This is a genomic window from Bacteroides gallinaceum, assembly GCF_030373775.1.
GTDB classification, from domain to species: Bacteria; Bacteroidota; Bacteroidia; order Bacteroidales; family Bacteroidaceae; genus Phocaeicola; species Phocaeicola excrementipullorum.
This window is the reverse complement of the sequence record NZ_JAUDEN010000001.1, coordinates 94,718-117,350: the sequence shown is the minus strand read 5'-3', so window position 1 is coordinate 117,350 and position 22,633 is coordinate 94,718. Positions and strand designations below refer to the sequence as shown.

At 50.1% G+C, this 22,633-nt stretch carries 13 protein-coding genes; 6 read left to right on the top strand and 7 right to left on the bottom strand.

The annotated features are described in order from the left end of the window. Positions 1-4 precede the first annotated feature (4 nt). The 3 genes from QUW60_RS00445 to QUW60_RS00435 form a co-directional block, all read right to left on the bottom strand. The gene (locus QUW60_RS00445; protein ID WP_289558037.1) at positions 5-4,546 is read right to left on the bottom strand and encodes a translocation/assembly module TamB domain-containing protein; all 4,542 of its coding nucleotides are present in this window, start codon (positions 4,544-4,546) and stop codon (positions 5-7) included. Between the two features lie 254 nt (positions 4,547-4,800). After that, entirely contained in the window at positions 4,801-6,438 is a 1,638-nt protein-coding gene (locus QUW60_RS00440; protein WP_289558036.1) for a RagB/SusD family nutrient uptake outer membrane protein, read from the bottom strand. An 11-nt stretch (positions 6,439-6,449) separates the two neighbouring features. Then, positions 6,450-9,191 carry a SusC/RagA family TonB-linked outer membrane protein gene (locus tag QUW60_RS00435; RefSeq protein ID WP_289558035.1) on the bottom strand — a complete coding sequence of 914 codons (2,742 nt, stop codon included), beginning with the start codon at positions 9,189-9,191 and terminating at the stop codon, positions 6,450-6,452. Positions 9,192-9,622: 431 nt separating this feature from the next. On the opposite strand from QUW60_RS00435, the gene QUW60_RS00430 reads away from it, so the two are divergent. The 6 genes from QUW60_RS00430 to nqrF are packed head-to-tail and all read left to right on the top strand — an operon-like array spanning position 9,623 to position 15,456. Beyond that, positions 9,623-10,975 carry a Na(+)-translocating NADH-quinone reductase subunit A gene (locus QUW60_RS00430; RefSeq protein WP_289558033.1) on the top strand — a complete coding sequence of 451 codons (1,353 nt, stop codon included), beginning with the start codon at positions 9,623-9,625 and terminating at the stop codon, positions 10,973-10,975. Positions 10,976-11,001: 26 nt separating this feature from the next. After that, the gene (locus QUW60_RS00425; RefSeq protein WP_289558031.1) at positions 11,002-12,177 is read left to right on the top strand and encodes an NADH:ubiquinone reductase (Na(+)-transporting) subunit B; all 1,176 of its coding nucleotides are present in this window, start codon (positions 11,002-11,004) and stop codon (positions 12,175-12,177) included. Between the two features lie 11 nt (positions 12,178-12,188). Further along, positions 12,189-12,872 carry a Na(+)-translocating NADH-quinone reductase subunit C gene (locus QUW60_RS00420; protein WP_258338197.1) on the top strand — a complete coding sequence of 228 codons (684 nt, stop codon included), beginning with the start codon at positions 12,189-12,191 and terminating at the stop codon, positions 12,870-12,872. A 14-nt stretch (positions 12,873-12,886) separates the two neighbouring features. Next, the gene (locus QUW60_RS00415; protein WP_258338198.1) at positions 12,887-13,525 is read left to right on the top strand and encodes an NADH:ubiquinone reductase (Na(+)-transporting) subunit D; all 639 of its coding nucleotides are present in this window, start codon (positions 12,887-12,889) and stop codon (positions 13,523-13,525) included. Positions 13,526-13,545: 20 nt separating this feature from the next. Further along, positions 13,546-14,169 (top strand): NADH:ubiquinone reductase (Na(+)-transporting) subunit E, encoded by a 624-nt coding sequence (gene nqrE, locus QUW60_RS00410; protein ID WP_258338199.1) that lies wholly within the window; start codon positions 13,546-13,548, stop codon positions 14,167-14,169. Between the two features lie 18 nt (positions 14,170-14,187). Continuing rightward, positions 14,188-15,456, top strand: a complete 1,269-nt coding sequence (gene nqrF / locus QUW60_RS00405; protein WP_289558028.1) for an NADH:ubiquinone reductase (Na(+)-transporting) subunit F — start codon at positions 14,188-14,190, stop codon at positions 15,454-15,456. A 75-nt stretch (positions 15,457-15,531) separates the two neighbouring features. Here nqrF and QUW60_RS00400 read toward each other — a convergent pair whose 3' ends face one another. From QUW60_RS00400 to QUW60_RS00385, 4 genes are all read right to left on the bottom strand, one after another. Then, positions 15,532-18,162 (bottom strand): AAA family ATPase, encoded by a 2,631-nt coding sequence (locus tag QUW60_RS00400; RefSeq protein WP_289558026.1) that lies wholly within the window; start codon positions 18,160-18,162, stop codon positions 15,532-15,534. A 507-nt stretch (positions 18,163-18,669) separates the two neighbouring features. Next, on the bottom strand, positions 18,670-20,757 hold the full coding sequence (locus QUW60_RS00395) for a leucine-rich repeat domain-containing protein (protein ID WP_289558024.1): 2,088 nt from the start codon (positions 20,755-20,757) through the stop codon (positions 18,670-18,672). Positions 20,758-20,801: 44 nt separating this feature from the next. Beyond that, complete coding sequence (locus QUW60_RS00390; protein ID WP_289558022.1) at positions 20,802-21,782, bottom strand: hypothetical protein; 981 nt, start codon at positions 21,780-21,782, stop codon at positions 20,802-20,804. A 48-nt stretch (positions 21,783-21,830) separates the two neighbouring features. Next, complete coding sequence (locus QUW60_RS00385) at positions 21,831-22,487, bottom strand: response regulator (protein ID WP_258338203.1); 657 nt, start codon at positions 22,485-22,487, stop codon at positions 21,831-21,833. Between the last annotated feature and the right edge of the window lie 146 nt (positions 22,488-22,633).

The following is a 22,633-nucleotide window of genomic DNA, read 5'->3' as shown; positions in this document are numbered from 1 at the left end:
ATCTTCATTCTTGTTCTCTTTTCTGTTGCGCAGCCGGCTGATTTTGCAGTGCTGCCTTGCGTCCTTCTTCTTCCGCTTGTCTGGTAGTGCGGTTCCGTTTCCGTCGCAGGAACCAGTCAAACAGTTCCCTCCAGTTGGTGAAGTCCTTTTTGTACATCAGGCCGATGCCTTGAGTTGTCAGGGTTGACTTGGTGAAATACCGGTCGTTGGTCTGGTTATATCCTCTCAGGCGGAATTCGCCGTTGGGTGTCAGAAGCCAGATTGCTTCGAAATCTCCTACAAAGTTGGTGTTCTGCAGCGTGTTTTCGCGGTATCCGAAGTTTCCGTTAATTATCAGCCGGTTGTTGAGAAGGCGTCCGGAAAGGATTGCTTCAGCCTCTACGTCGCTCCATCCTTTTTCGCCTGTTGTCAGGTGGGTTCCTACGTTCCAGTTCTGGCTGTTGATCACTTGCGAGAGCATGTTGTTGAGCTGTCCTGACAGGGTGCTGAAAGCCAGCGAGCTTGTTGCGTCTGTCTGGGTGGCATTCTCGGCTGCGATATCGTAGGTGTAGAATTTGCCGACGCTAAGCAGGTAGATGATCTGTGTGTTCATCTGTTCTTCCGTGCTTGTCAGGCTGCGCACCAGTTCCCGGTCTTCTTCACTGACCGTGGGAAGCTCCAGATCAAACTTCAGTTCCGGTGATGTAAGGTTGCCGCTCAGGTTCATCAGGCAGTTGACCCTTACGTTGCCTTTCGATGATGATGCATCGGCTATCAGGTCGTTGAGCGAGGCCGAATTGACCGTGTATACAGCCTGTATGTTGAGGTCGGCGCTCCGCGGATTGCCGCTGAACGTTACTGTTCCTCCCGGCTGGAGTATAAAGTCTTTCCGGATCACGTTTTGGAGGCTCATTTTGTATATTCCCTCAGTTATATTATAGGTGCCGAAAATCTGGAAATTTCCTTTGTTGTAGAAATTGATTCTCAGGTTCCCGGTGCCGTGTGCCGATATGTTGTCGCCGGCTGCGGGATCCATGATGATTTTCATGCTTGCCTGCTCGGTCGGTTCTATTTGCAGATTGATGTGGACGTCCGCCTGGTCCTCGTTGTCTTCATCCTTGTCCTGTGAATTCAGGTAATGATAGATCTCAGCGTTTACATCAAGCTGTTGCCGGCGTGGAGTATGGTCTACAAATGTTATGAAGCTGCTGTTTGTGGCTTCTGCCGCAGCCTTCAGTATGTATGAGAAACTTGTCTGAGCGTCGGCGCGCACCGTCCCATCCACGTTTAGCTGGTTGTCCCCTCCTTGTATGCTGACATTGCCTGTGGCGTAGATATGCCCGTAGAAGGGAAACTCCGGAGAGCCTGCCTTTGTATCGTAGACAAGCATGTTGTCGGTGCTGAAGGAGAACCGGTAGTGCATGTCTTTCATTTTGGTATGCGTAAGGATGCCATGAGCAAGCCCGGTATGTCCTTTGCTGTCTTTCAGCCTGACATTTTTAAAGCGGAAAATTCCGGAGGAGATATGGACAGAATCAGTTTCTGCTTCGAACCGGGTGTTGAGAATGTTGACTTTCATTCCCATGCGCGCTTTTGCACTGCCTTCGAGGTCGAGCTGGGCGAACGGTCCGAACAGCCGGACGTTTCCGTACGCTTCTCCGTTCACGTCGCTGAATATCTTTCTGACAAAAGGCTGGAGAAAAGACAGCGGTGTACCTCCGGCACGGATGTGCAGGTCGAGCCCCTTTTGTTTGGGCGATATGTATCCGTCGACGAATGTCGAGCAGTTTGCATCGCGCCTGATGTCGGCTGTCAGTCTGATTCCCCCAAGTTCCTTGTCCCAGGATCCCTTGATGGCAGCCTGTCCCAGCAACGCTTCGTTGAGGGAGAAGTTGTCGGCATTCAGCCGTGCCTGAATGTCCGGGTCAGTCATGAGGTTGCGCAGGCAGATTCTGCCGCTTACATTTCCGTTGAAGCTGACTGAACGGAACTGTATGATGTCCATGAGGTAGTTCAGCCGGATATTTTTCATGTCAACAAGGCATGAATCAACGTTGTTTTTGCCGATTCTTCCGTTTGCGCTTATATATTGGTTGCCGTGCTCGAAGAGAAAATGCCGGATTTCGATGCTGTCTTTTTTGATGCTGAGGTTTGTCGGATGCATTTTCCAGACAGTATCATTCAGAATGACGTTGCTTGGGTGTATGTCGATGTTTGTTTCCAGCTCGTTTGTGGAGGGGTTTTTAAGGAATGCGGTTACCGCCTCGATTTTTCCGCTGAATGTCTGGCGGGTGTTGTTTCCCCAGAACAGTGTGGTGTTCAGCTTGTCATTCCGGGCTTGCGTTTGCAGGGAGATGTTGAACATCGCCCCCTTTTTCATCAGCAGGCTGGCGCGTAACTGGCATTGCAGCCTGTCGGTGTCGCCGTTGCACAGCAATGTTCCCGATTCGTAATATTTTCCCTGATAAGTGAACTGAGGCAGGTAGCCGTTTATTCTGATGTTATGCAGGCTGTCGTTGAGCTGTCCTGAAAAAGTGGCGGGCATCTGCAGTTCGAAAGGTATCTGCAGGGCCTTGTTGAAGAAATCGCTGTTGTCGACAGACAGCCGGAACCTGAAGTTGTTGTTGGTTTCAGCATCCTTTTCTTTCTGCGACATCAATGAGGGAATATGCTGCGATATGATTTTGCGGATGCTTGTCAGGACGGTGCGGTAGGAATAGTTCCCCAGCACCTCGCCATGCAGGAAAGGCGATTCGATCCGGACGCTTTTTTCTGTGTTGCCCGAAGGTCCTGCCAATACCTGCAAGTATGGCATGAAATAGCTTTTTTCGCTGTCTTCCGGACTGTTTATGTTGAGGCTGTCCAGCGTTATTTTTCCTTGCATGTCGTCGATTGAATGCCCGCTGAAGTCTGCTGTAAGATTGAGAGAAACATTTGTATCTTCGTATTTTTCAGTCAGGCGCAGTTTGTTCGGACGCAAATTCCGCATTACAGCCTTCAGGTTGAAATCCGGAGTCTGTTGGCCGGTGACGAAGCTTCCGTTGATCTCGATGTTGCCGTTGGGGTCATTCAGCGAAACGTGTCCGTTAAATCCTCCCGGCTTAAAATTGCCGTCAAGAAGAATTTCCTTGTAGACATATTTGTTATATTCGAGCGAGGTGACGGTTCCTTTAATGTAAGATTCAGGAAGCTTGTTGCGGTATTTGAAGTCCTGAAGTTCAAGATTAAACGAAGCGTTGCCCAGTTTGTCTTCTTTCCCGAGCAACAGTCCCAGTCCGAAGTCATCAGCCGACACTTTTCCGGAATAAGTCTTCAGTCCGCTCACTGTGTCGGTAAACATGGTTATGTTGGCGTTTATGTCGCCCGGGTCTGTCTGGAACAGTCCGTGTGCGGTCAGTTGGGTCGGATAGCCTGACAGGTCGCCTTTGAAGTAAACATATCCCAGCCGTTTCAGGATGGGCGGGACCTGCGTTCCGCTTCCTTTGAAGTTCTTGACCAGCCATTCGATTCCCGTTTCGGTGAACGAAGCCTTTTTCACGTTTCCGAAAAAGTAAGGACGGAGCGGGGCTGTGTTTCCGTCAGCCATTCCGGTTGCGCTGAGTTCCAGCCCTCCGTTTGCCCCGTTCAGTGAAAAGTAGGGGATGTTTATCTGCTTCCCTTTTCCATGGAAGCGCAGGTTCATGCTCACAGAGTCTGTGAAGTTAGAAAGAACCGGAGCGAAGGCTGACAGGTCGGCCGGAGTGACACAGGCCCGTATCCGGCCACCGTATTTCAGGTTGTCGGAAACCGCGGCCGGTTTGTTGAGGTCTTGTCCGCTGATAGCCAGCGTGTCGATGGAAACAGCCGAGCGGGGGAGTCCCATGAACAAGTCGTTCAGGCAGATTTCCCGTTGGTTGGCCGTAACTTTGAAGCGGAAGCGTTTGAGCTGGAAGCCGCTTTGTTCGCTGAAGCTCATGCGGCGCAGCTGGAGGTTGAGCGAGTCGCTTTGAAAGGCTTTCAGGGATATCGTTGCTGAAAGATTGTTTATGGCTATATGTCCGGCATTGAACACGCCCTTTGTTTCGGGCACGGATTTGATGTCGTAGCTGAACTGTCCGCGTCGTATCAGAACAGAATTGATGCGGAGGTCTATGGGTCGTCTGGCCTGTGTCTTGTTTTCAGGCGTCAGTGCATCAATGATGAACTGGCAGTTGAGGGGAGCTTCCGGGTTGTCCCTTGTCAGACTGACATTGAGTCCGAAAAGTTGGGCGCTGCTGATACGTATCTTTTGGTGGAAAAGAAAAGACAGGTCGACTTTTGCAGACAGGCGTGAGATGTGGAACATTTTCTCTCCGTTCCGGCCGTCAATCCGAACATTCTGTATGATGATTCGGTTGAGAAATCCTAAATCAATGTTGCCTACCTGTACGTTGGTCTGGAAGAAACCGGAAAGCTCTTTTGAAACCAAGGCCGACAGGCGCTGCTGCACTCTCGGCGTACCGACAAGAGCTATCAGTCCGAAATAGCACACCAGTATGAAAATAATGGTGAAGCGGATGGTTTCTTTTATACGTGCGGCTCGGCTCATTTTCCTTGATTTAGCTGACAAAATTACAAATAACGTTTGAATAACTCTCTTAGGGGAACGGGTTATTAGTAATTTTTTACGTCTTGGCTCCAGAAGATATGATTCCGTTCCGGTTTGCTGAAACGGTATTCCGGTTTCATTAGCCGCAGCGCATCGCTGAAGGAACGCTTGAACGCCAGACACGTTCCTTCAGTTTCAATCGGCGGCAGGAAATAATCATCGCCCAATCCGTTTCTTTATGAGGCTGCGTTGGGTCATTCGTATCCCGGATTCTGTTTCATCGTTTCGTTCATCTCGAGTATTTTTTCGGGAATGGGGAATACGGTGGTAAATCCGCTCGCTTCGTTCTCCAGTTGGGGACGGAAGCTGTAGGACCGAGTGAAAGTGCCGAAACGGATCATGTCTTGGCGGCGCCAGCCCTCCCATGCGAGTTCCAGCTGCCTTTCTGCCAGCAGATTTTCAAGTGTGGCCGTCCGTGGAGCGGCACCTACCCGGCCGCGCACCTCGTTCAGTTCTGCATCGCCGTTTTCTCCGTTTCGCACCTTTGCTTCGCTTAGCATCAGCAGCACGTCGGCATAGCGGAACAGAACGATGTCGTTGTTGATCAGTTTCCCGTCTTTCAGTGCGTTCTTGTCCACCTCGTATTTTTTCATCCGTGCTCCGGCGGTTTGTTCGTATGCACTTCCTGAAAGGTCGATACCGACCTGCCAAGGCTCGTAGACCAAAGGCGTTTGTCCGTCGTCCAGCAAGACGGGATTCCCGTCCAGGTCTTTTACAGGACCGGCGAAATAGCAGAAATCAAAGCGCGGATCGGTGTCGGGAGTGTCATATCCGAATGTTTCCAGGGCTTCGGGAGTAGCGCTCGAACCGTTCTCTCCGCTTAGTCCATACGCTTTGGCATGGTTGTAGTGCCGCGAACGGAACAGATAGATGAACTGGTTGGTGTAGAGCGTCTTGTCCATCGGTATGACAAAAATGTTTTCCTGCGACGATTCGTTGAAGATGGCAAAGTTGAGTGTATAGTCCGGTTCCAGCGTGTATCCGGCGGCAGCGATCTGCCGGCAGTAGTACTCTGCGGTTTCCCAGGCGTTCAGACGGCTGCCTTCTACGTCGAAGAACAGCTGTTTGCCGTCGGGCCTGTCAGCGTCTGTCCACAGGTCGTCTGCATACACTTCGGCATTCAAAGCCAGCTTTGCCAGCAGGAAATGTGCCGTCGGCTGTGTCATTCTTCCGTAATAGACGCCCGGCTGGTTGCTGCGCTCCTTGCTCAATAGGGGAGCAGCCTCTTGCAGTTCGTTGAAAATGAAGCGGAACGTCTGGCTCCGGTTCTGCTGCCTGATGTCGCTTACGTGCACGTCAGAGGTTAGGAGCAGAGGAATGTTGCCGAACAAGTCCATTGTGTAATAGTAGAACATGGCTCTCAGTGCCTGCACTTCTGCCGTGTAGATGCGTGTGTCTTCGTTCGGATGCTTCTGGGCGTACGACTGGATTGCTTCCAGCGATTTGTTGCACAGGATGATGGCCCTGTAGAGATACTCCCACGTGTCGTGTATCGCATCGTTGTTCACTCCCCACCGGTGCAGGTAGAGTCCTTGCCAGAATCCTCCGTCATACCAGTCGGCTCCTCTTGTCGGCATGATGGCTTCGTCGGTGGTAAAGGTGTTCAGGTCGTATACGCCTCGCCCGGTTCCTTGCAGTCCTTGGCTGTCGCTGTATCCGCCGATGTGGTTGTAGAGCGACAGCACTCCGTTCTGAAACAATTGCTGCAGCGTTTCGTAGGCCGTGCTTTCGTCAAGGCTGTCGCGTGGATCTTCTTCCAGGAATTTGCTGCATGAAGTAGCTCCAGGCAGGAGAAAGAGCAGCAAAAAGATAAAGGCATATTGTGTTTTCATAACGTTCCGGATTAAAAGTTGAGGTTAAGGCTGACGGTATATGTGCGCGAAAGCGGATAGGTGCGCTTGTCGTCCACTCCCAGCGTGTTGTTTGCCAGACTGGAATTTATCAGTGGGGTAAGTCCCGAATAACTGCTGATGGTTCCCAGATTGTTGATGGTGCCTGCCAGACGCAGCCCTTTCAGAAAGCGGGTATGCTTTAAGGGGACAGTCCATCCGACGGTAAGGTAATCGAAATTGACGTAATTGCCGTTCTCCAGCCAGTAGTCGGTGGCCGTCTGGTCCTTTATCATCTGCCCGGGTGCATCTTCCAGCACGTTGTAGTCGGGCAGGCTGTTCATGTTCATGTACGAGAGGGATGTTCCGTTGTATATCTTATGTCCGAAAGCTCCGTTTATCTGCAAAGAGATGTCCACGTTCTTGTAGCGGAAGCTGATGTTTGAGCCCAGCAGCGTTTTCGGGATGGCTTGTCCGGCTATATAGCGGTCTTCTCCGTCTTCCAGGTTTACCCCTCCTCCGTTCAGGTCGGCTATCTGATAGGTGTATCCCCCTTGTCCGTCCGAAACGAGCCCTTCGCAGTGAGGCAGGTAAAAGACTCCCAGGGGCTGTCCCACGATTTGGTATACGATGTTGTTGTATCCTCCGTGCGTGCCTGCTCCGTTCAGTCCGGCTATGGCCGTATATTCGGAAGCCGACACATATTCTCCGTTGTACATTCCGCTCAGCGAGAGAAGCTTGTTCTGCTGGAAGGTGATGTTGGCATTGATGTTCAGCTCCATGTCTTTTGTCTTCAGCGGAGTGATGCCTATGGATATTTCCGTTCCGCTGTTTCGCATGGAGCCCAGGTTTGCCAGCAGGGTGTTGTAGGCAAAGGGCGGCACGCTGACATTGTATGAATAAAGCATGTCCGTGGTCTTCGAGTTGTAGTAGTTGACCGAAAGCAGAAGCCGGTTGCCGTACAGCCCCAGGTCGAATCCGGCATTGAATGTGCGCTTCACTTCCCATTTCAGGTCGGGATTGACGTTCCGGAGGCTTTCGTATGTGACGAGAGGCGTGTTGCCGACGGGCGTTATCCCGTTGGGGCGTACCAGAGCCATGGTGGTATATGAGTCGATGCCGGCCTGGTTGCCTGCAAGTCCGTATCCCATGCGGATTTTCAGGTTGTCTATATAGCGGAAACGTTTCATGAAGGCTTCTTCCGAGATGTTCCACGCAACGGACGCAGAAGGAAAGAATCCCCATTTGTGGTTTGTCCCGAATTTGGACGAAGCGTCTGTGCGTGCGTTTAAGGTCAGGACATAGCGGTTGCCGAACGTGTAGTTGACGCGTCCCAGAAACGAAACCAGGTGCGGGTCTTCGTAGTATGATCCGGTGCCTTCCCACGGGCGGAGCGCTCCGCCCTGCAGGTTGTTGAACCCGTTTTCGTCGGAAGAAAAGTTGGTTGCAGTGGTGTAAAACCCTTTATATGTGTCTTTCTCCAGTTCGCCCAAAGCCAGCACATCGAAGAAGTGCGACCCCTTGCGCTTGCGGTAGGTCAGCATGAGGTTTCCCAAAAGCGATTCCGATTTGCGGTCGCCCCGGTAAGCCTGTCCGTGTGCCCATACGCTGGTAGGGAGGTATTGCGAGTCTTCGCTGTCGCTGTATGTGTACGAGCCGAACAGTATCAGTTTCAGATCCTTCATCAGATGGAGCGTGAGCCGGGCGTGGGCGCTGAAGTAAGACGTGGCATTCTGGTTGTTCACTTCCATCCATGCCAGCGGGTTGGTGATCTGGCTGGCTGCGGTTATCTGGTCCCATCCTTCGGTTTCGGGATTCTTATGGTTGGGAAAGGTGGGGTTGAACGTTGCTGCCGAATAGAATGTCTTCTGGTAGTCGAAAAGCGTCCGGTCGCGCTTTACGGAGCCGAACAGTCCCAGTTCGCAGTCGATGAGTCCGTCCAGCAGCTTCTGGCTCATGTTCATGTTTGAGGTGAACAGCTTCATGCTTTCGTTCTGTATGACCCCTTCGCGGTTCTGGAAGCCCAGCGAAACGCGGTAGTTTGAAGCCTCTCCTCCTCCGTAGAAAGCTATGTTGTGGTTCTGCTGCAGGCCTGTCTGTTCGATTTCTTTCTGGAAATCCGTGTCATAGCCTTTGTCAAGGAAGTGCAGGCCGTTCTCGGCAGCCACCTTCCGGTATGCTGCGCCCGAAAGCATGTCCAGGTGACGGTAAACGTGGGCTATTCCGAAACTGCCGCTGTAATTTACGCGCGTCTTTCCGGCCGTTCCTTTCTTGGTGACGATGTTGATGACGCCCGAAGCTCCTCGTGATCCGTACTGTGCCGTTTCGGAAGCGTCTTTCAGGATGGTGAAGCTTTCGATGTCGGCAGGGTAGATGGATGTCAGCATGGTCAGATCGCCCAACACGCCGTCAACGATGATGAGCGGATCGTTTCCGCTTGTCAGCGAAGTGGTTCCCCGCATCCGCACGGACTCCAGGGCCGCCATGCCGTTGCTGCTTTTCAGAATGGTCAGCCCTGCCACGCGTCCTTGGATGGCTTCCAGGGGATTGGTGATCTGTTCTTTGTTCATCTGCTGTTCGGTGATGCGTTCTACCGAACCCGAAAGGTTGATCAGGCTGCCTTGGGCATACCCGATGTTCAATACAGAATCGCGTACAGATTCTGTATGCTGTTCTTTTTCCTGTGCCGCCAGCGTTTGCGGGCACAATGAAGAAAAGACGATGCAAGCTGTCAGAAGGTGTTTTTCTTTTTTCATTTCTAAGGTGCGCGGTTTTTGCGAAAATAAACAATATTTTTGACAAATCCTAATCATTGGCGGGGCAGATGAGGCTGCATTGTCCTGTTTGCGGCAGGCGGATTGGGAGATTTTTATGTATCCGCAAGCCGGCCGAAGCCTTTGGAATGTTTGTCTTCAGTCTGGATATCTGTATGTTTAGTCTGAAGATATATATCTTTAGGCTGGAGATAAAGATTCTTGCGGGCTGCATTCGTTTTTCTGCGGCCTTCTCGCCGATGCGCCGATTGCTCACCCGGTGTTGCAGAATGCGGACCGTGCCGGGTGGAATGACACCGTTGCGGGGAGATTTAAAGAAATATTTCAGTAATTAGGAGGCGAAAGATGTCTTTCGTTCTTTTTTTTCGTTATTTTTGCAGGCAAAATATTGAAACCATTTTTTGTAATCCAATATGGCAAATTGTATCAAATTGCGTAAAGGCCTGGACATAAACCTGAAAGGAAAGGCTGCGGCAGAGGTAAAGCCAGTGAAGGAACCGGGATTCTATGCACTGTGTCCCGATGATTTTACGGGAGTTTCTCCGAAAGTCGTTGTCAAGGAGCAGGAGTATGTAATGGCCGGAGGACCCTTGTTTATCGACAAGAATCATCCAGAAGTTAAGTTCGTGTCGCCCGTCAGTGGAGTTGTGACAAGTGTAGAGCGCGGGGCGCGACGGAAAGTGATGAGCATTACCGTGGAGGCTGCTGCGGAACAGGATTTTGAAGAGTTCGGCAGGAAAGAAGTTGCGTCGATGGACGCGCAGGCTGTGAAGGAGGCTTTGCTTGAATCGGGTATGTTTGCGTTTGTGCGCCAGCGTCCGTATGACGTGATAGCTGACCCGTCAGTGGCTCCGAGAGCTATTTTCGTTTCGGCTTTCGACAGCAGTCCGCTGGCTCCCGATTTTGAGTTTGTGCTGAAAGGGCAGGAGGCTGATTTTCAAACAGGGCTCAGTGCTTTGGCCAAGATAGCGAAAACGTATTTAGGTATCAGCGTGCATCAGACTTCTTCTGCGCTGACCGGGGCAAAAGATGTGGCCGTTACGGTTTTTGACGGTCCTCATCCGGCCGGGAATGTTGGCGTGCAGATCAATCACATCGCTCCCGTAAACAAGGGAGAAACCGTTTGGACGGTCGATCCGCAGGCTGTGATATTTATCGGGCGCCTGTTCAATACGGGGCGCGTCGATCTGACGCGCACGGTTGCGCTGACCGGTTCGGAGGTGCTGAAGCCTGCCTACTGCAAGCTGAAGGTAGGTGCTCTGCTGACAAATGTGTTTGCCGGCAACGTGACTCCGGACAGCGAGCTGCGCTATATCAGCGGAAACGTGCTGACGGGAAAACAGATTTCCGGCAATGGTTTTCTGGGCGCATTCCACAGCCAGCTGACCGTGATTCCGGAAGGCAGTGGCGTGCATGAAATGCTGGGGTGGATTATGCCCCGTACCGGAGATTTCAGCGTGAGCCATTCTTATTTCAGCTGGCTTTCGGGCAGAAAAAAGGAATATGTGCTCGATGCGCGTGTAAAAGGCGGAGAACGCCACATGATTATGTCAAACGAATATGACCGGGTGTTCCCGATGGACATCCTGCCCGAATATCTGATCAAGGCCATTATAGCCGGCGACATTGACCGGATGGAGGCTCTTGGCATCTATGAAGTGGCTCCGGAGGATTTTGCCCTGTGCGAATTTGTCTGTTCGTCGAAGATGGAACTGCAGCGTATCGTTCGTGAAGGCCTTGACATGCTCCGCAAGGAAATGTGCTAATTTCAAATTAAAACCGTTATAATAGAATGAATGCATTAAGAAATTATCTTGACAAGATAAAGCCGAACTTTGAGGAGGGAGGCAAATATCATGCTTTCCGTTCCGTGTTCGATGGATTCGAAACCTTTCTGTTTGTTCCGAATACGACTTCGAAGACGGGAACTCACATCCATGATGCCATCGACAGCAAGCGGATCATGTCGTTTGTAGTGATTGCGCTCATGCCGGCGCTGCTGTTCGGAATGTACAATGTTGGCTATCAGCATTTCCACGCTGCCGGCATAGAAGGCAGCTTTTGGGAAATGTTTTTCTATGGCTTCCTGGCCGTACTGCCCAAGATCATCGTGTCTTATGTGGTGGGACTGGGAATAGAGTTTGTTGTGGCCCAATGGAAGAAGGAGGAGATTCAGGAAGGATTCCTGGTTTCGGGAATGCTGATTCCGATGATTGTTCCGGTAGACTGTCCGTTGTGGATGCTGGCCATTGCCGTCGCTTTCTCTGTGGTCTTTGCGAAAGAGGTGTTCGGCGGTACGGGAATGAACATTTTCAATCCGGCTCTGGTGACGCGCGCTTTCCTGTTCTTCGCTTATCCGGCAAGCATGTCGGGCGACAGGGTGTGGGTGGCCGGCGAAAGCATTTTCGGGATAGGCGCAACAGTCGACGGGCTGACAACCGCCACTCCGCTGGGAATTGCCAAGACTGCCGCTACGGCTGCCGACTGTCCGGCTTTTTCATGGGATATGGTGACCGGACTGATTCCGGGATCGATCGGCGAAACCAGTGTCATCGCCATAGCCATCGGAGCGGTGATTTTGCTGTGGAGCGGTGTGGCAAGCTGGAAAACCATGCTGTCGGTGTTTATTGGCGGCGCGCTGACGGGAGCGGTGTTCAATGCGTGGGGACCGGATACGGCCATAGCGCATATGCCCTGGTATGAGCACTTGTGTTTGGGAGGGTTCTGTTTCGGAGCCGTATTCATGGCGACCGACCCGGTTACTTCTTCGCGTACCGAGAACGGCAAGTTTGTGTATGGTTTCCTGATTGGAGCCATGGCAATCATTATCCGCGTGCTCAATCCGGGTTATCCCGAAGGGATGATGATGGCGATTCTGCTGATGAATATCTTTGCTCCGCTCATCGACTATGTGGTGGTGGAGAACAATATCTCACGCCGTGCGAAACGTGCTGTGTCTAACAACTAAAACGGGATACGATGAATACAAACAGTAATTCTTATACGATTGTTTATGCTTCGGTACTTGTGGTTATCGTTGCATTCCTGCTGGCTTTTGTCAATTCTTCACTGCGCGATCTGCAGGGCAAGAATGTGGAGCTTGACACGAAGAACCAGATTCTTTCGGCACTCAATATTCGGGGGGTGAAGGATGTGGAATCGGAATTTGCCAGAATTGTGAAGGAAGATCAGATCGTTGCCGGCGACGGAACGCTGACCCCTTACGAAGGCAAGTTTGTTACCGGTTACGAAAAAGAGTTCAAGGAAAACGGACGTGCCCATATCTTTGTATGTGAGGTGGACGGCCAGAAAAAATATGTGATTCCCGTTTATGGCTCAGGCTTGTGGGGAGCTATTTGGGGATATATAGCCTTGAATGAGGACAAGAATACGGTTTACGGCACTTATTTCTCTCACGCTTCCGAAACTCCGGGACTGGGAGCTGAAATTGCCGGCGAACATTTTCAGGGCGAATTCAAGGACAAGCAGGTAATGGACGGCGAAAACATCGGACTGGGCGTGGTGAAGTTCGGAAAAGTGGAGAGTCCCGAGTATCAGGTGGACGGCATTTCCGGAGGAACGATCACTTCTGTCGGTGTGGATGCCATGCTGAAAAGTTGTTTGGCGCATTACACTAAATTCTTAACTTTAAAAAACGAATGAGGAGGAGATAAACGATGGGAAATCTATTTTCAGCAAAGAACAAAGAGGTCTTTTCTGCTCCGATCAGCATGAACAATCCGGTGACGGTGCAGGTGCTGGGCATCTGTTCGGCACTGGCTGTTACTTCCAAGCTGGAGCCGGCCATTGTGATGGGACTTTCGGTTACCATCATTACGGCGTTTTCCAATGTGGTGATTTCATTGATCCGGAAGACTATACCGAACCGCATCCGCATCATCGTGCAGCTGGTGGTAGTGGCTGCGCTTGTAACCATTGTGAGCGAGCTGCTGAAGGCGTTTGCGTATGATGTGAGCGTACAGCTTTCGGTTTATGTAGGTCTGATCATTACCAACTGTATCCTGATGGGACGGCTGGAAGCGTTTGCCATGGCGAACGGTCCGTGGGAGTCCTGTCTTGACGGTCTTGGAAACGGTTTGGGCTACGCCAAGATTCTGGTGATGGTGGCTTTCATACGAGAACTTCTGGGATCGGGAACCCTGTTGGGATATAATATACTGAATTACGATGCAGTGAAAGAGGCAGGTTACGTGAACAACGGACTCATGCTGATGCCGCCGATGGCTTTAATCATCGTGGCATGTATCATCTGGTACCAGCGTGCAAAGCATAAAGAACTGCAAGAAAATGATTAACGTCTAACCGAAAAGAAATTATGGAACATTTTTTTAGTTTATTGGTCCGTTCGATATTTGTGGACAACATGATCTTCGCTTTCTTCCTAGGCATGTGTTCGTATCTGGCTGTATCGAAGAATGTGAAGACCGCTGTCGGTTTGGGCATTGCCGTAACTTTCGTGCTGGTGGTGACCCTTCCGGTAAATTATCTGTTGCAGACTAAAGTGCTGGCGGCCGACGGCATTCTGGGAATCGACCTCAGCTTCTTGAGCTTTATTCTTTTCATTGCGGTCATAGCAGCTATTACGCAGCTTGTGGAGATGGCGGTCGAACGCTTCAGCCCTTCGCTTTATGCGTCGCTGGGTATTTTTCTGCCGCTGATTGCCGTGAACTGTGCCATTATGGGAGCGTCGCTCTTTATGCAGCAGCGCATCAATCTTACTCCTTCCGATCCGAAATATATAGGTGATGTGTGGGATTCCATTTCATATGCCTTAGGTTCGGGGCTGGGATGGATGCTTTCTATCGTGGGGCTGGCTGCCGTTCGCGAGAAAATGGCCTATTCGAATGTGCCCGCTCCGTTGAGAGGTTTGGGCATCACGTTCATAACCGTCGGACTGATGGCGATGGCCTTTATGTGTTTCTCAGGTTTGGACATTTAACGGAAAGGAAGCAAGACTATGGATATGCATTTTATATTGGCAAGCATCGGAGTGTTTCTGGTGACCATTCTGGTGCTGGTTGTGATTCTGTTGGTGGCAAAGAAGTTTCTGGTGACTTCCGGAAAGGTGAAGCTGACCATCAACGGTGACAAAGTGATGGAAGTTGAATCGGGATCTACGCTGCTCAATACGCTGGCGGTAAACGATGTGTTTCTTTCGTCGGCGTGCGGGGGCAAAGGCTCGTGCGGACAGTGCAAGTGCCAGGTGCTTGATGGAGGAGGCGAGATCCTTCCTTCTGAAGTGGGACATTTCAGCCGCAAGCAGCAGAAGGACCACTGGCGTTTGGGCTGCCAGGTGAAAGTGAAGGGCGACATGGCTATCAAGGTTCCCGAGTCTGTCTTGGGTGTCAAGGAGTATGAATGTACGGTAATCTCCAACAAGAATGTGGCCACTTTCATCAAGGAGTTCAAGGTGCAGTTGCCTGCGGGAGCGCACATGGACTTCATCCCCGGATCGTATGCGCAGATCAAGATTCCCGCGTTTGCGATGGATTATGACAAGGATATAGACAAGGCGCTGATCGGTGACGAATACTTGCCTGCATGGAAGAAGTTCAACATGTTCTCATTGAAGTGTGTGAATACGGAGCCGACGGTGCGTGCCTATTCTATGGCGAACTATCCGGCAGAGGGAGATGTGTTTATGCTGACAGTGCGTATCGCCACTCCGCCGTTCAAACCGGACCGCAGCGGATTTATGGATGTCAATCCGGGTATCGCTTCGTCTTATATCTTTACCCTGAAGCCGGGTGACAAGGTGCTGATGAGCGGTCCTTACGGAGATTTCCATCCGATATTCGATTCCAAGAAAGAAATGATATGGGTAGGCGGTGGTGCAGGTATGGCTCCGTTGCGTGCGCAGATCATGCACATGACGCGTACATTGGGCACGAAGGATCGTGTGATGCATTATTTCTATGGAGCACGTGCGCTGAACGAGGTGTTCTATCTTCAGGATTTCCTGCAGCTGGAAAAGGATTTTCCGAATTTCCATTTTCATCTTGCGCTTGACCGTCCGGATCCTGCTGCCGATGCGGCTGGTGTAAAATATACGGCGGGATTCGTTCATCAGGTGATGTATGATACTTACTTGAAGAATCATGAGGCGCCTGAGGATATTGAATACTACATGTGCGGTCCCGGACCGATGTCGAATGCAGTAGTTAAGATGCTTGACAGTCTGGGAGTTGATCCAAGTTCAATCATGTATGATAACTTTGGAGGATAAATCTCGGAGCATCATATAAAATGGAGAGAGGTGTGCCATGCGGGGATTCCCGTTTTGGCACACCTTTTTGCTGATTTATGCCCGAAAGCCGATGCGAGGTATCACGGCCGTTTCTATCTGGCGAGGCTTGAATTTGAGAAATGCCGTTTCAACATCTTCTTTTTCAACCGTCCGGCAAGACTCTTTGTCAATTGCTCCGCCCCGGTTCAGCACCCGTTCGGCCATAGCCGGAAGAATGCCGCTATACACATATTGCTCTATCCAGCGGGCATTGCTGAAGCTTTCTGTCTTGTCGGCAACCGCTTCGCTGATGGTTTCGTACAGTTGCCTGCTCGCTTCGCCGGTCAGGATATATTCTTCTTTCCGGAAGAGTTGCAGGGCTATTTCCATCAGCTCGTCTGCCGAATAGTCCTCGAACCGGAGCGTGTGAGGGAACCGTCCGCGGAGTCCGGGGTTGGTTGCCAGCATTTGGTTCATTTCCTTTTCATATCCGGCCAGAACGACTATCATGTCCGGGCTGTTTCTGGACAGGACTGTGAGCAGGCATTCGACAGCCCGGTATCCGAAATCCTTTCGATTGTCTTTGTCTGCTGTCAGTGTGTAGGCTTCATCGATGAAGAGAACATTGCCTTGCGCTTTCCTTAAAATCTCCTGCATGTTGCGTTCTGTTTCGCCGAGAAACTGTCCTACCATCCGGCTTCTTTCCGTCACGATTACATCGCCTTTCGAAAGGAGTCCCATCGCATGGAAGATTTTTCCGATCATTCTGGCCACTGTCGTTTTTCCTGTTCCCGGGTTGCCCGTGAATATCATGTGGTGGATGCCTTTTTTCCGGACGGCCAGTCCCATTCTGCTTCGGAGATCATCAAACTGCAGTTGGTTGAATGTTGCGTTGAGGAGCTGTTTCACCTCGTGAAGTCCGGTCATCGCATTCAGTCCGCTCATTTCCTGTTCGAATGATGTGTCTTTTCCGTCGGTAAAACCGTCATGTATGTCTTCGGCCTTAATCTTTGAAAGCTCCTGTTTCATGCTTGTTTCCTCCTGGCATTCCATATCCAGAATGCGTTGCCAGAAGCAGGGAAGAATGGAACCGGTGAAGAATTGTTCCACCTGTTCTGCCCCCCAATTCTTCAGTTTTCCTTTGGCATCCATGCCTGCCAGCAGTTTGGTAAGGCGCAGCTCCGCTTCTTCCGAGAATGAGAACTGCTGCTTTTTCAGCGTGTTCTGGAGAGCATGGGCGATATCGGAAACCGTATAGCTGCATAATCCAACGCTGTTTTTCTCGGGGAAGAGGCCTTTTAGCGTCGGATTGGTTTCGAACACTTGATTGATTTCGGCATCTGTTCCAAGGAAAAACAGCGTGAGCTTCCGCTCTGTCTTCAGTTTCTTTTCCAGTTTTTGAAAGAATCTGTTTTCGTTGGCATTCAGCAGGGCATACAGATTGGAGATGCAGACAACGCCTTCTGTCAGTCCCTCGAACAGTCCGTTGACCGCGGCATAGGGGTCAGCCAGGTTTTTCTGTTCGGTCAGTTCTTCTGCATCCACATAGTTGAAATTTCTGGTTTCGCAGAGAATGAAGGCGAAATCTTTTATTGCGTTCTTTGTTCCTTCAGTTTCTTTTCCGATGAACAGGAAATTCATGTTCCGTCTTATCGGACCCAGATCGCAGTCTTTCCGCATTAAGTTCAGTGCGTTGTCCTGAAAGTATTCCATCGCCTTTCGCTTTATGCTTCCGAATCCGGGGGTACGCCTCAGCTCGCTCCAATAGAACGAGTTTCTTCGGTCGGATTCCATGTATCTCAAGAGTATGTACTCGGATGAGTGTTTCTTGATGCTTTCACTCATCTTTACGGATATCCTTTCATTTTCCAGGCTGAAAGATATTTTATGGAAAGGTTCTCCGTTGTGGCTGAGCAGGCAAGTGTATTGGCCCGGCATCCAGATAAACGGTGAATTGAGGCTGGTGCAGACTTTTCTGCTCTGCGGCATTTCAGGGCTTTGTGAGATGAAAATCCTGTCCATGAGGAAAAATGATTCGTCATAACAGCAGGCTGTGAATTCATCGTATTTCCGCATGGCTCTTGAAAGACTGAATGAAAGACTTATCCGTCCGGAAGTGCCGGCAAGCGGTGTCCGGTCACGATGCAGCCGGATGTTCCGTATGTCGGGATGTGCCAGATGGCGTCCGTCGGGCAGGATGGAGAACGAGAACCTGAGGTTTGTTCCCATGGCTTCAAAGTTGCAGTCGCTTTCCGACGCTTCCAGGTTGTTGAGAAGCAGAAAGTATTCGCCCGGACTCAGGCTGTCGCCCAGCTCGGAGAAATCGAAATAAATGCCGTCTTCGTTCGGGATTTCCTTTCGGATTGCAAGTGCTTTCCGCTTTCCTTTCTTATACAGCCATGCCTGCACTGCTTCATCGTCGCAGCATCCTTCATTTTCTACCTGAGTGACAAACAGAAAAAAGGATATTGCAAACCGGGTGTCGGGGAGGCAGGCCTTGAAGTTCGTTTCCTTGTCCATCAGGTTGTTTCCGTCAAGAATCAGTTCAGCCGACCGGAAGGAGTAGGTGGCGGGCGAAAAGCCTGCAGGGACAATGTAGTCTATATTGTCATACGTGCAGCGTTCGGTTTCTGTTTTGTTGGAGTCTTCTATAAATTTGTCAAATCCGTCAGTCAGTGGTGTTTCATTGTATACATTATCAATCATGGCTTCAAGTTTTTAACGGTGAGATATTTCAATAAGGTGCATAACAAAAAGAGGACATGCAGTCTGCATATCCTTATTAGGATAACATGTCTTCATTTGAAAAATGAGGACATGCATTTAAGAACATTGGAGTGTTTCGGATCTCCCAAGATTTCTCCGGCCCCGTCTGCTTTGGGCGCACTTAACCTGTTTTGCCGGAGGGGTGTCCATCAAATCAAAGAACACGACAACATTCACTTTCACGCCTTGCAACGTCTTGTTGCCGGCTGGAAATGATTTTCTGTCTGTTTTCTTTGATTTGAAACTTTTGAAGCATGATTGGTCTATTTCATCGTTCTGCCGCAAATATAGAAACAGGTGTTGACATGTACAAGTTTTTTGCCGGATTTCTGTGAAAAAAATGAGGGCGCAGCTTTGAAGCTGCACCCCCCGTAGTCAAGCAAGAAATCTCAGCATCCATGCATTTGCCGGTGGCCTTTCGGCAGAAGGCTTTGGATACCTGATATGTTAATTCCAATGATTTGGTATGGCATCGTAATCTGACAAGCCTGTGCAATGGCGGAAGCACCATACATAGTTATCGGGTGCTACAAATTCGGTATTATAGTTGCTGCGTTCGTATAGATGTACTTTTGTTCCATTTCCTATCGTTGTATAAGGAGATTCGCCGGATAAGGCAGAACAGCCTTCAAAAAGTGAGCCGACAATTCTCAGCTGGCGGTTGTTGTCAAACAGTGAAACTGGCAGCGACTGAAGGCTGGAACAGTATTCAAAAGTACTTTCCAAGTATTCTAATGAAGTACAAACGCTGAACAAATCGGCTGGCAATGTTTTCAATCCTCTACATGATGTGAAAGCAAAAGACGCGTCTTCAAGTTTTTTGAACGAAGCAAACAGACCGGCAGGAATTTCTTTCAGGTTTGTACAACCTTGGAACAGTCCCCGCCCACCATTTAAATAACCTCCACTGGAATTACGCCGTGCACAAGTACCTATATAGTTTACTTGCTTATTGTGGATGAATAGTCCTGCAGGAATTGAAGTTAATGAAGTACAGTTGCCAAAGGTTCCTTCAAAGTTGACGACTTTGGTGCAGGCATCAAACAATCCCGCAGGAATTTCTTTCAGTCCGGAACAGCCATTGAAAGTCGTTTCGAATGTGGTTACCTCCGAGCAATTGCTGAACAGGTCGGCAGGCAATTCTGTCAGTGAGGTGCAGCTGATGAAAGTACGCTGGAAACTTTTTGCTTTCGTACAGTTCTTGAATAACCCTTTGGGCAAAGAAGCCAGCTTTGAACATCCGCCAAAAGTGAAGTCGAAGCTTGTCGCATTGACAGCATAGTCAAAAAAACCTTCGGGGATTTCCGTAATGCTGGTTCCCGTGAAACTTCCTCCGTATGGTTCTACACCAAAGTGTTTCATGTTGCGGAAAGCACCTTGTGTATCCGGTGCCACATATGAAAGACTTGTGAAAGAGCCTAAATCGATTTCTTCCAGTCCCGTATATCCCCATTGAAGAATACCCAACAATGTGTTTTCCATCGCGGAAATAGGAGCAGTGCCCGGGGCGCTAAGACTCATATTGGTCATTTTTCCGCTGAAGCGCACTTCGAATTCAGTGGCTGTGGTGACATCGTATTTATGTTGAATGTTATGAAATCCGTCTGCCACTGTTTCCACTGTGCCGTCTCCCCAATCCAACGTACCTGTTGTGTAATCGCTGTGAAGAGGTATATATACCGTAAAGTTATTGGCAGGATTGGCGCTGACTAGTAGTACAAGGTCCTGTTCGCTTTGTCCGGCAGCCGTGGAAGCGGTGTATTCGCTGAAGTAGTTGGTTTCCAGTGTGCTTCCGTACTCGCTCACGGGACGTACATACAGATAATAGGGCGTGTTTACGAGAAGACCGTTGAAATCTAATGTGAATTCTGTCTGTCCCTCAGACAAAACAAGCTCTTCGCGTTCCCATCTGTCGTAGAGAATGCCTGACGCTTCGGAACGGGGAAGCGCCTTGTCCGACAGATAATAGTACACCTTTGCTGTCGATTCGCTGGCCGTGAAAGGAAAGCTGAGCCTGCTGAATGTCGACTGTATGTTGCCGTTCAGCTTGCAGTATGGCGGTGCTTCCTGCACGATGTTCAGTGTGGCGAGGGTCTTTCCTCCGGAAACAACGTTTATCGAACCTTGTCTTGAGAGTGCTTCGTCAACGCCCGTTTCGGTGTTGTGTTGCAGGATGTTACGCGTCACCTCCAGCATCACCTCACACTGTCCGCCGTTTTCCATGTCCGGCGGCGTAACTTCATTGGCATAAATGAATGCGCCGGCCACATCGGTGTCAACTTCAATGTATGGCATGGACAGATTTGTGTAGAGAACCACCGGGATGGGATTCGTCGGATCAGAAGAGACTTCGAGCTGTGAATCCTCGAAACGCGCGAAGGCGGGGGCGCCGTCAAGTGTAGAACTTTCATTGTCGGATACCCCTATCGACGAGTCATTGTTATCTGACCATTCGTCATCGGGATCATCGGAACAGCCGCTAAAACTTGAGAAGAACAGAAGAGGAAATAATAACAGTAACCAGTTTCGTAACATAAGCTATAAGATTAATGGTAAATTATAAATTGCTGAGATTGTCGTTATTGATGCGGGCAATGGCCGCCATTTATTTTCGGACAGGTATCTCCGGAGATATTGCATTTGTTTGAGCCGCCCAAAATATCGTGGCTCAAATGGCTGCATGATACGCTGTGCCGTGTTCTGCCGCTGCTCTTGCCTTCCGTACCGCTGCCTACAACGTGTGTCAGAATCAAGTAGAAAACATACAGCATCACTGTAATGAGGATGATCCAGACCGTGACGATGAACACGATATAAAAGGATACGGCAATATATCCCCAACGCCACACGATGCTGTGACGTTCTTTCCGAGGGGTGCGCCATACTTTCCATGCCACTAAGCCGATGGCTGCCATGGCTACGATGCCGGCTATTGTTTCTGCTATGTGATCACCGTCCGGAATAAACTGCGTTATTATAGCGACAACGGCAAGACCGGCTGCAACCCAATAATGTTTTTTGCTTTGGGGCACCACATCAACTCCGGCGATGTCGCGCCACTTTTCAGGGAAGAAATAATCCCATTTGGTAAACGATCCCAATACGGTCAGACATACGGCGATGATGATTGCTATTCCGCCTCCGAAGCCGACAGAGAGGTTCAGCAGTGCATCGTAGAGCAGACGCCAGCGTGCGGCACGCGGATTTTCGCTGCGACTTGCCTTTACCAGCCGCCATACCAGCCAGAAAATGGGGTAGACCAAAGTGAGGCAGCTTAGCCACAGCATATTGTTCACCTGTTGGTCAGTAATGTTGTCATTGGATGCAGAAAGAAGCATCCCGATGATCAGTATAGTGAAACCGAAAACTCCCGTCAGCAACAGCGGAGTTAGTGACCGGAAATGAAGATGAATGATGATTTCCGTTCCGGCTTTCCGGTTATACCAGTCGGTAATCTTGCGATAGCGCAATATTAGCAATGACGTGTAAACGATGCTTCCCCAGAAGAGTATCTGGCTTAACAATAGGACAGGAGTAAGAGCTGTAGCGTCTGTTAACATAAGGTGTCAAGTGTTTTATGGGTTATTATATTAGGTTTGTCTGACGAATCAGCGTTTGCGGACCGTGATAATTCCTTTGGCTATGGCGGTCATGAGGAGGTCGACCACGTTGCGCGCCCCCAACTTGTCCAGCAGATGGCGGCGATGCGTGTCGACGGTATTGGTTGATACGCAAAGTTCGCGTGCTATTTCTTGCGTAGTCTTCCCCTCAGACAGCAGTTTCAGCACATCCAACTCTCGTGGAGTCAGCGTGTCGCGCCGTTGCTTGTCGCTGCGTTCCATTTTGGCGCGTGTCCGGCGCACTTGCTCGCAGTAATAGGTCTTTCCCCGCAATATGCGGCGGATGGCTTCCAGCATTTCGCTCGGATAAACGGACTTGAACAGAATACCGTCCACCTGGCGCTGCAGCAGTTCCTTGATGCACCACAGCTCTTCGTGCATGGTGTTCACAATAATGCGTGTGCCGGCATTTTTCTCGCGGATGCAGGCGATGACATCCAGCCCCGACATGTCGGGTAGTTCCAGATCCAGCACGCACAAATGAAAATGTTGGGATGTAATGAGGGAAATGGCTTCTCGGCCGGATGATGCCGTACAGATATGCTTCACATCCGGCAATGAACATTCTATGATGTATTTCAATCCTTGCAATACCAGTTCGTGATCGTCCACCAGTAGCATCCGTATGTCTTTCCCTTCTTCCATCAATTCAGTACTATGTTTAGAACTATGTTGCAAAGAAAAGTTTTTTTAAGATATACGGCATCATCAAAAACCGTGATTTTAGAGGCTTTGTTAGTGGTTTTTCGGTCAAATCATGCCTGTTGTCGGTATGCGGGACCTGTTTTTCC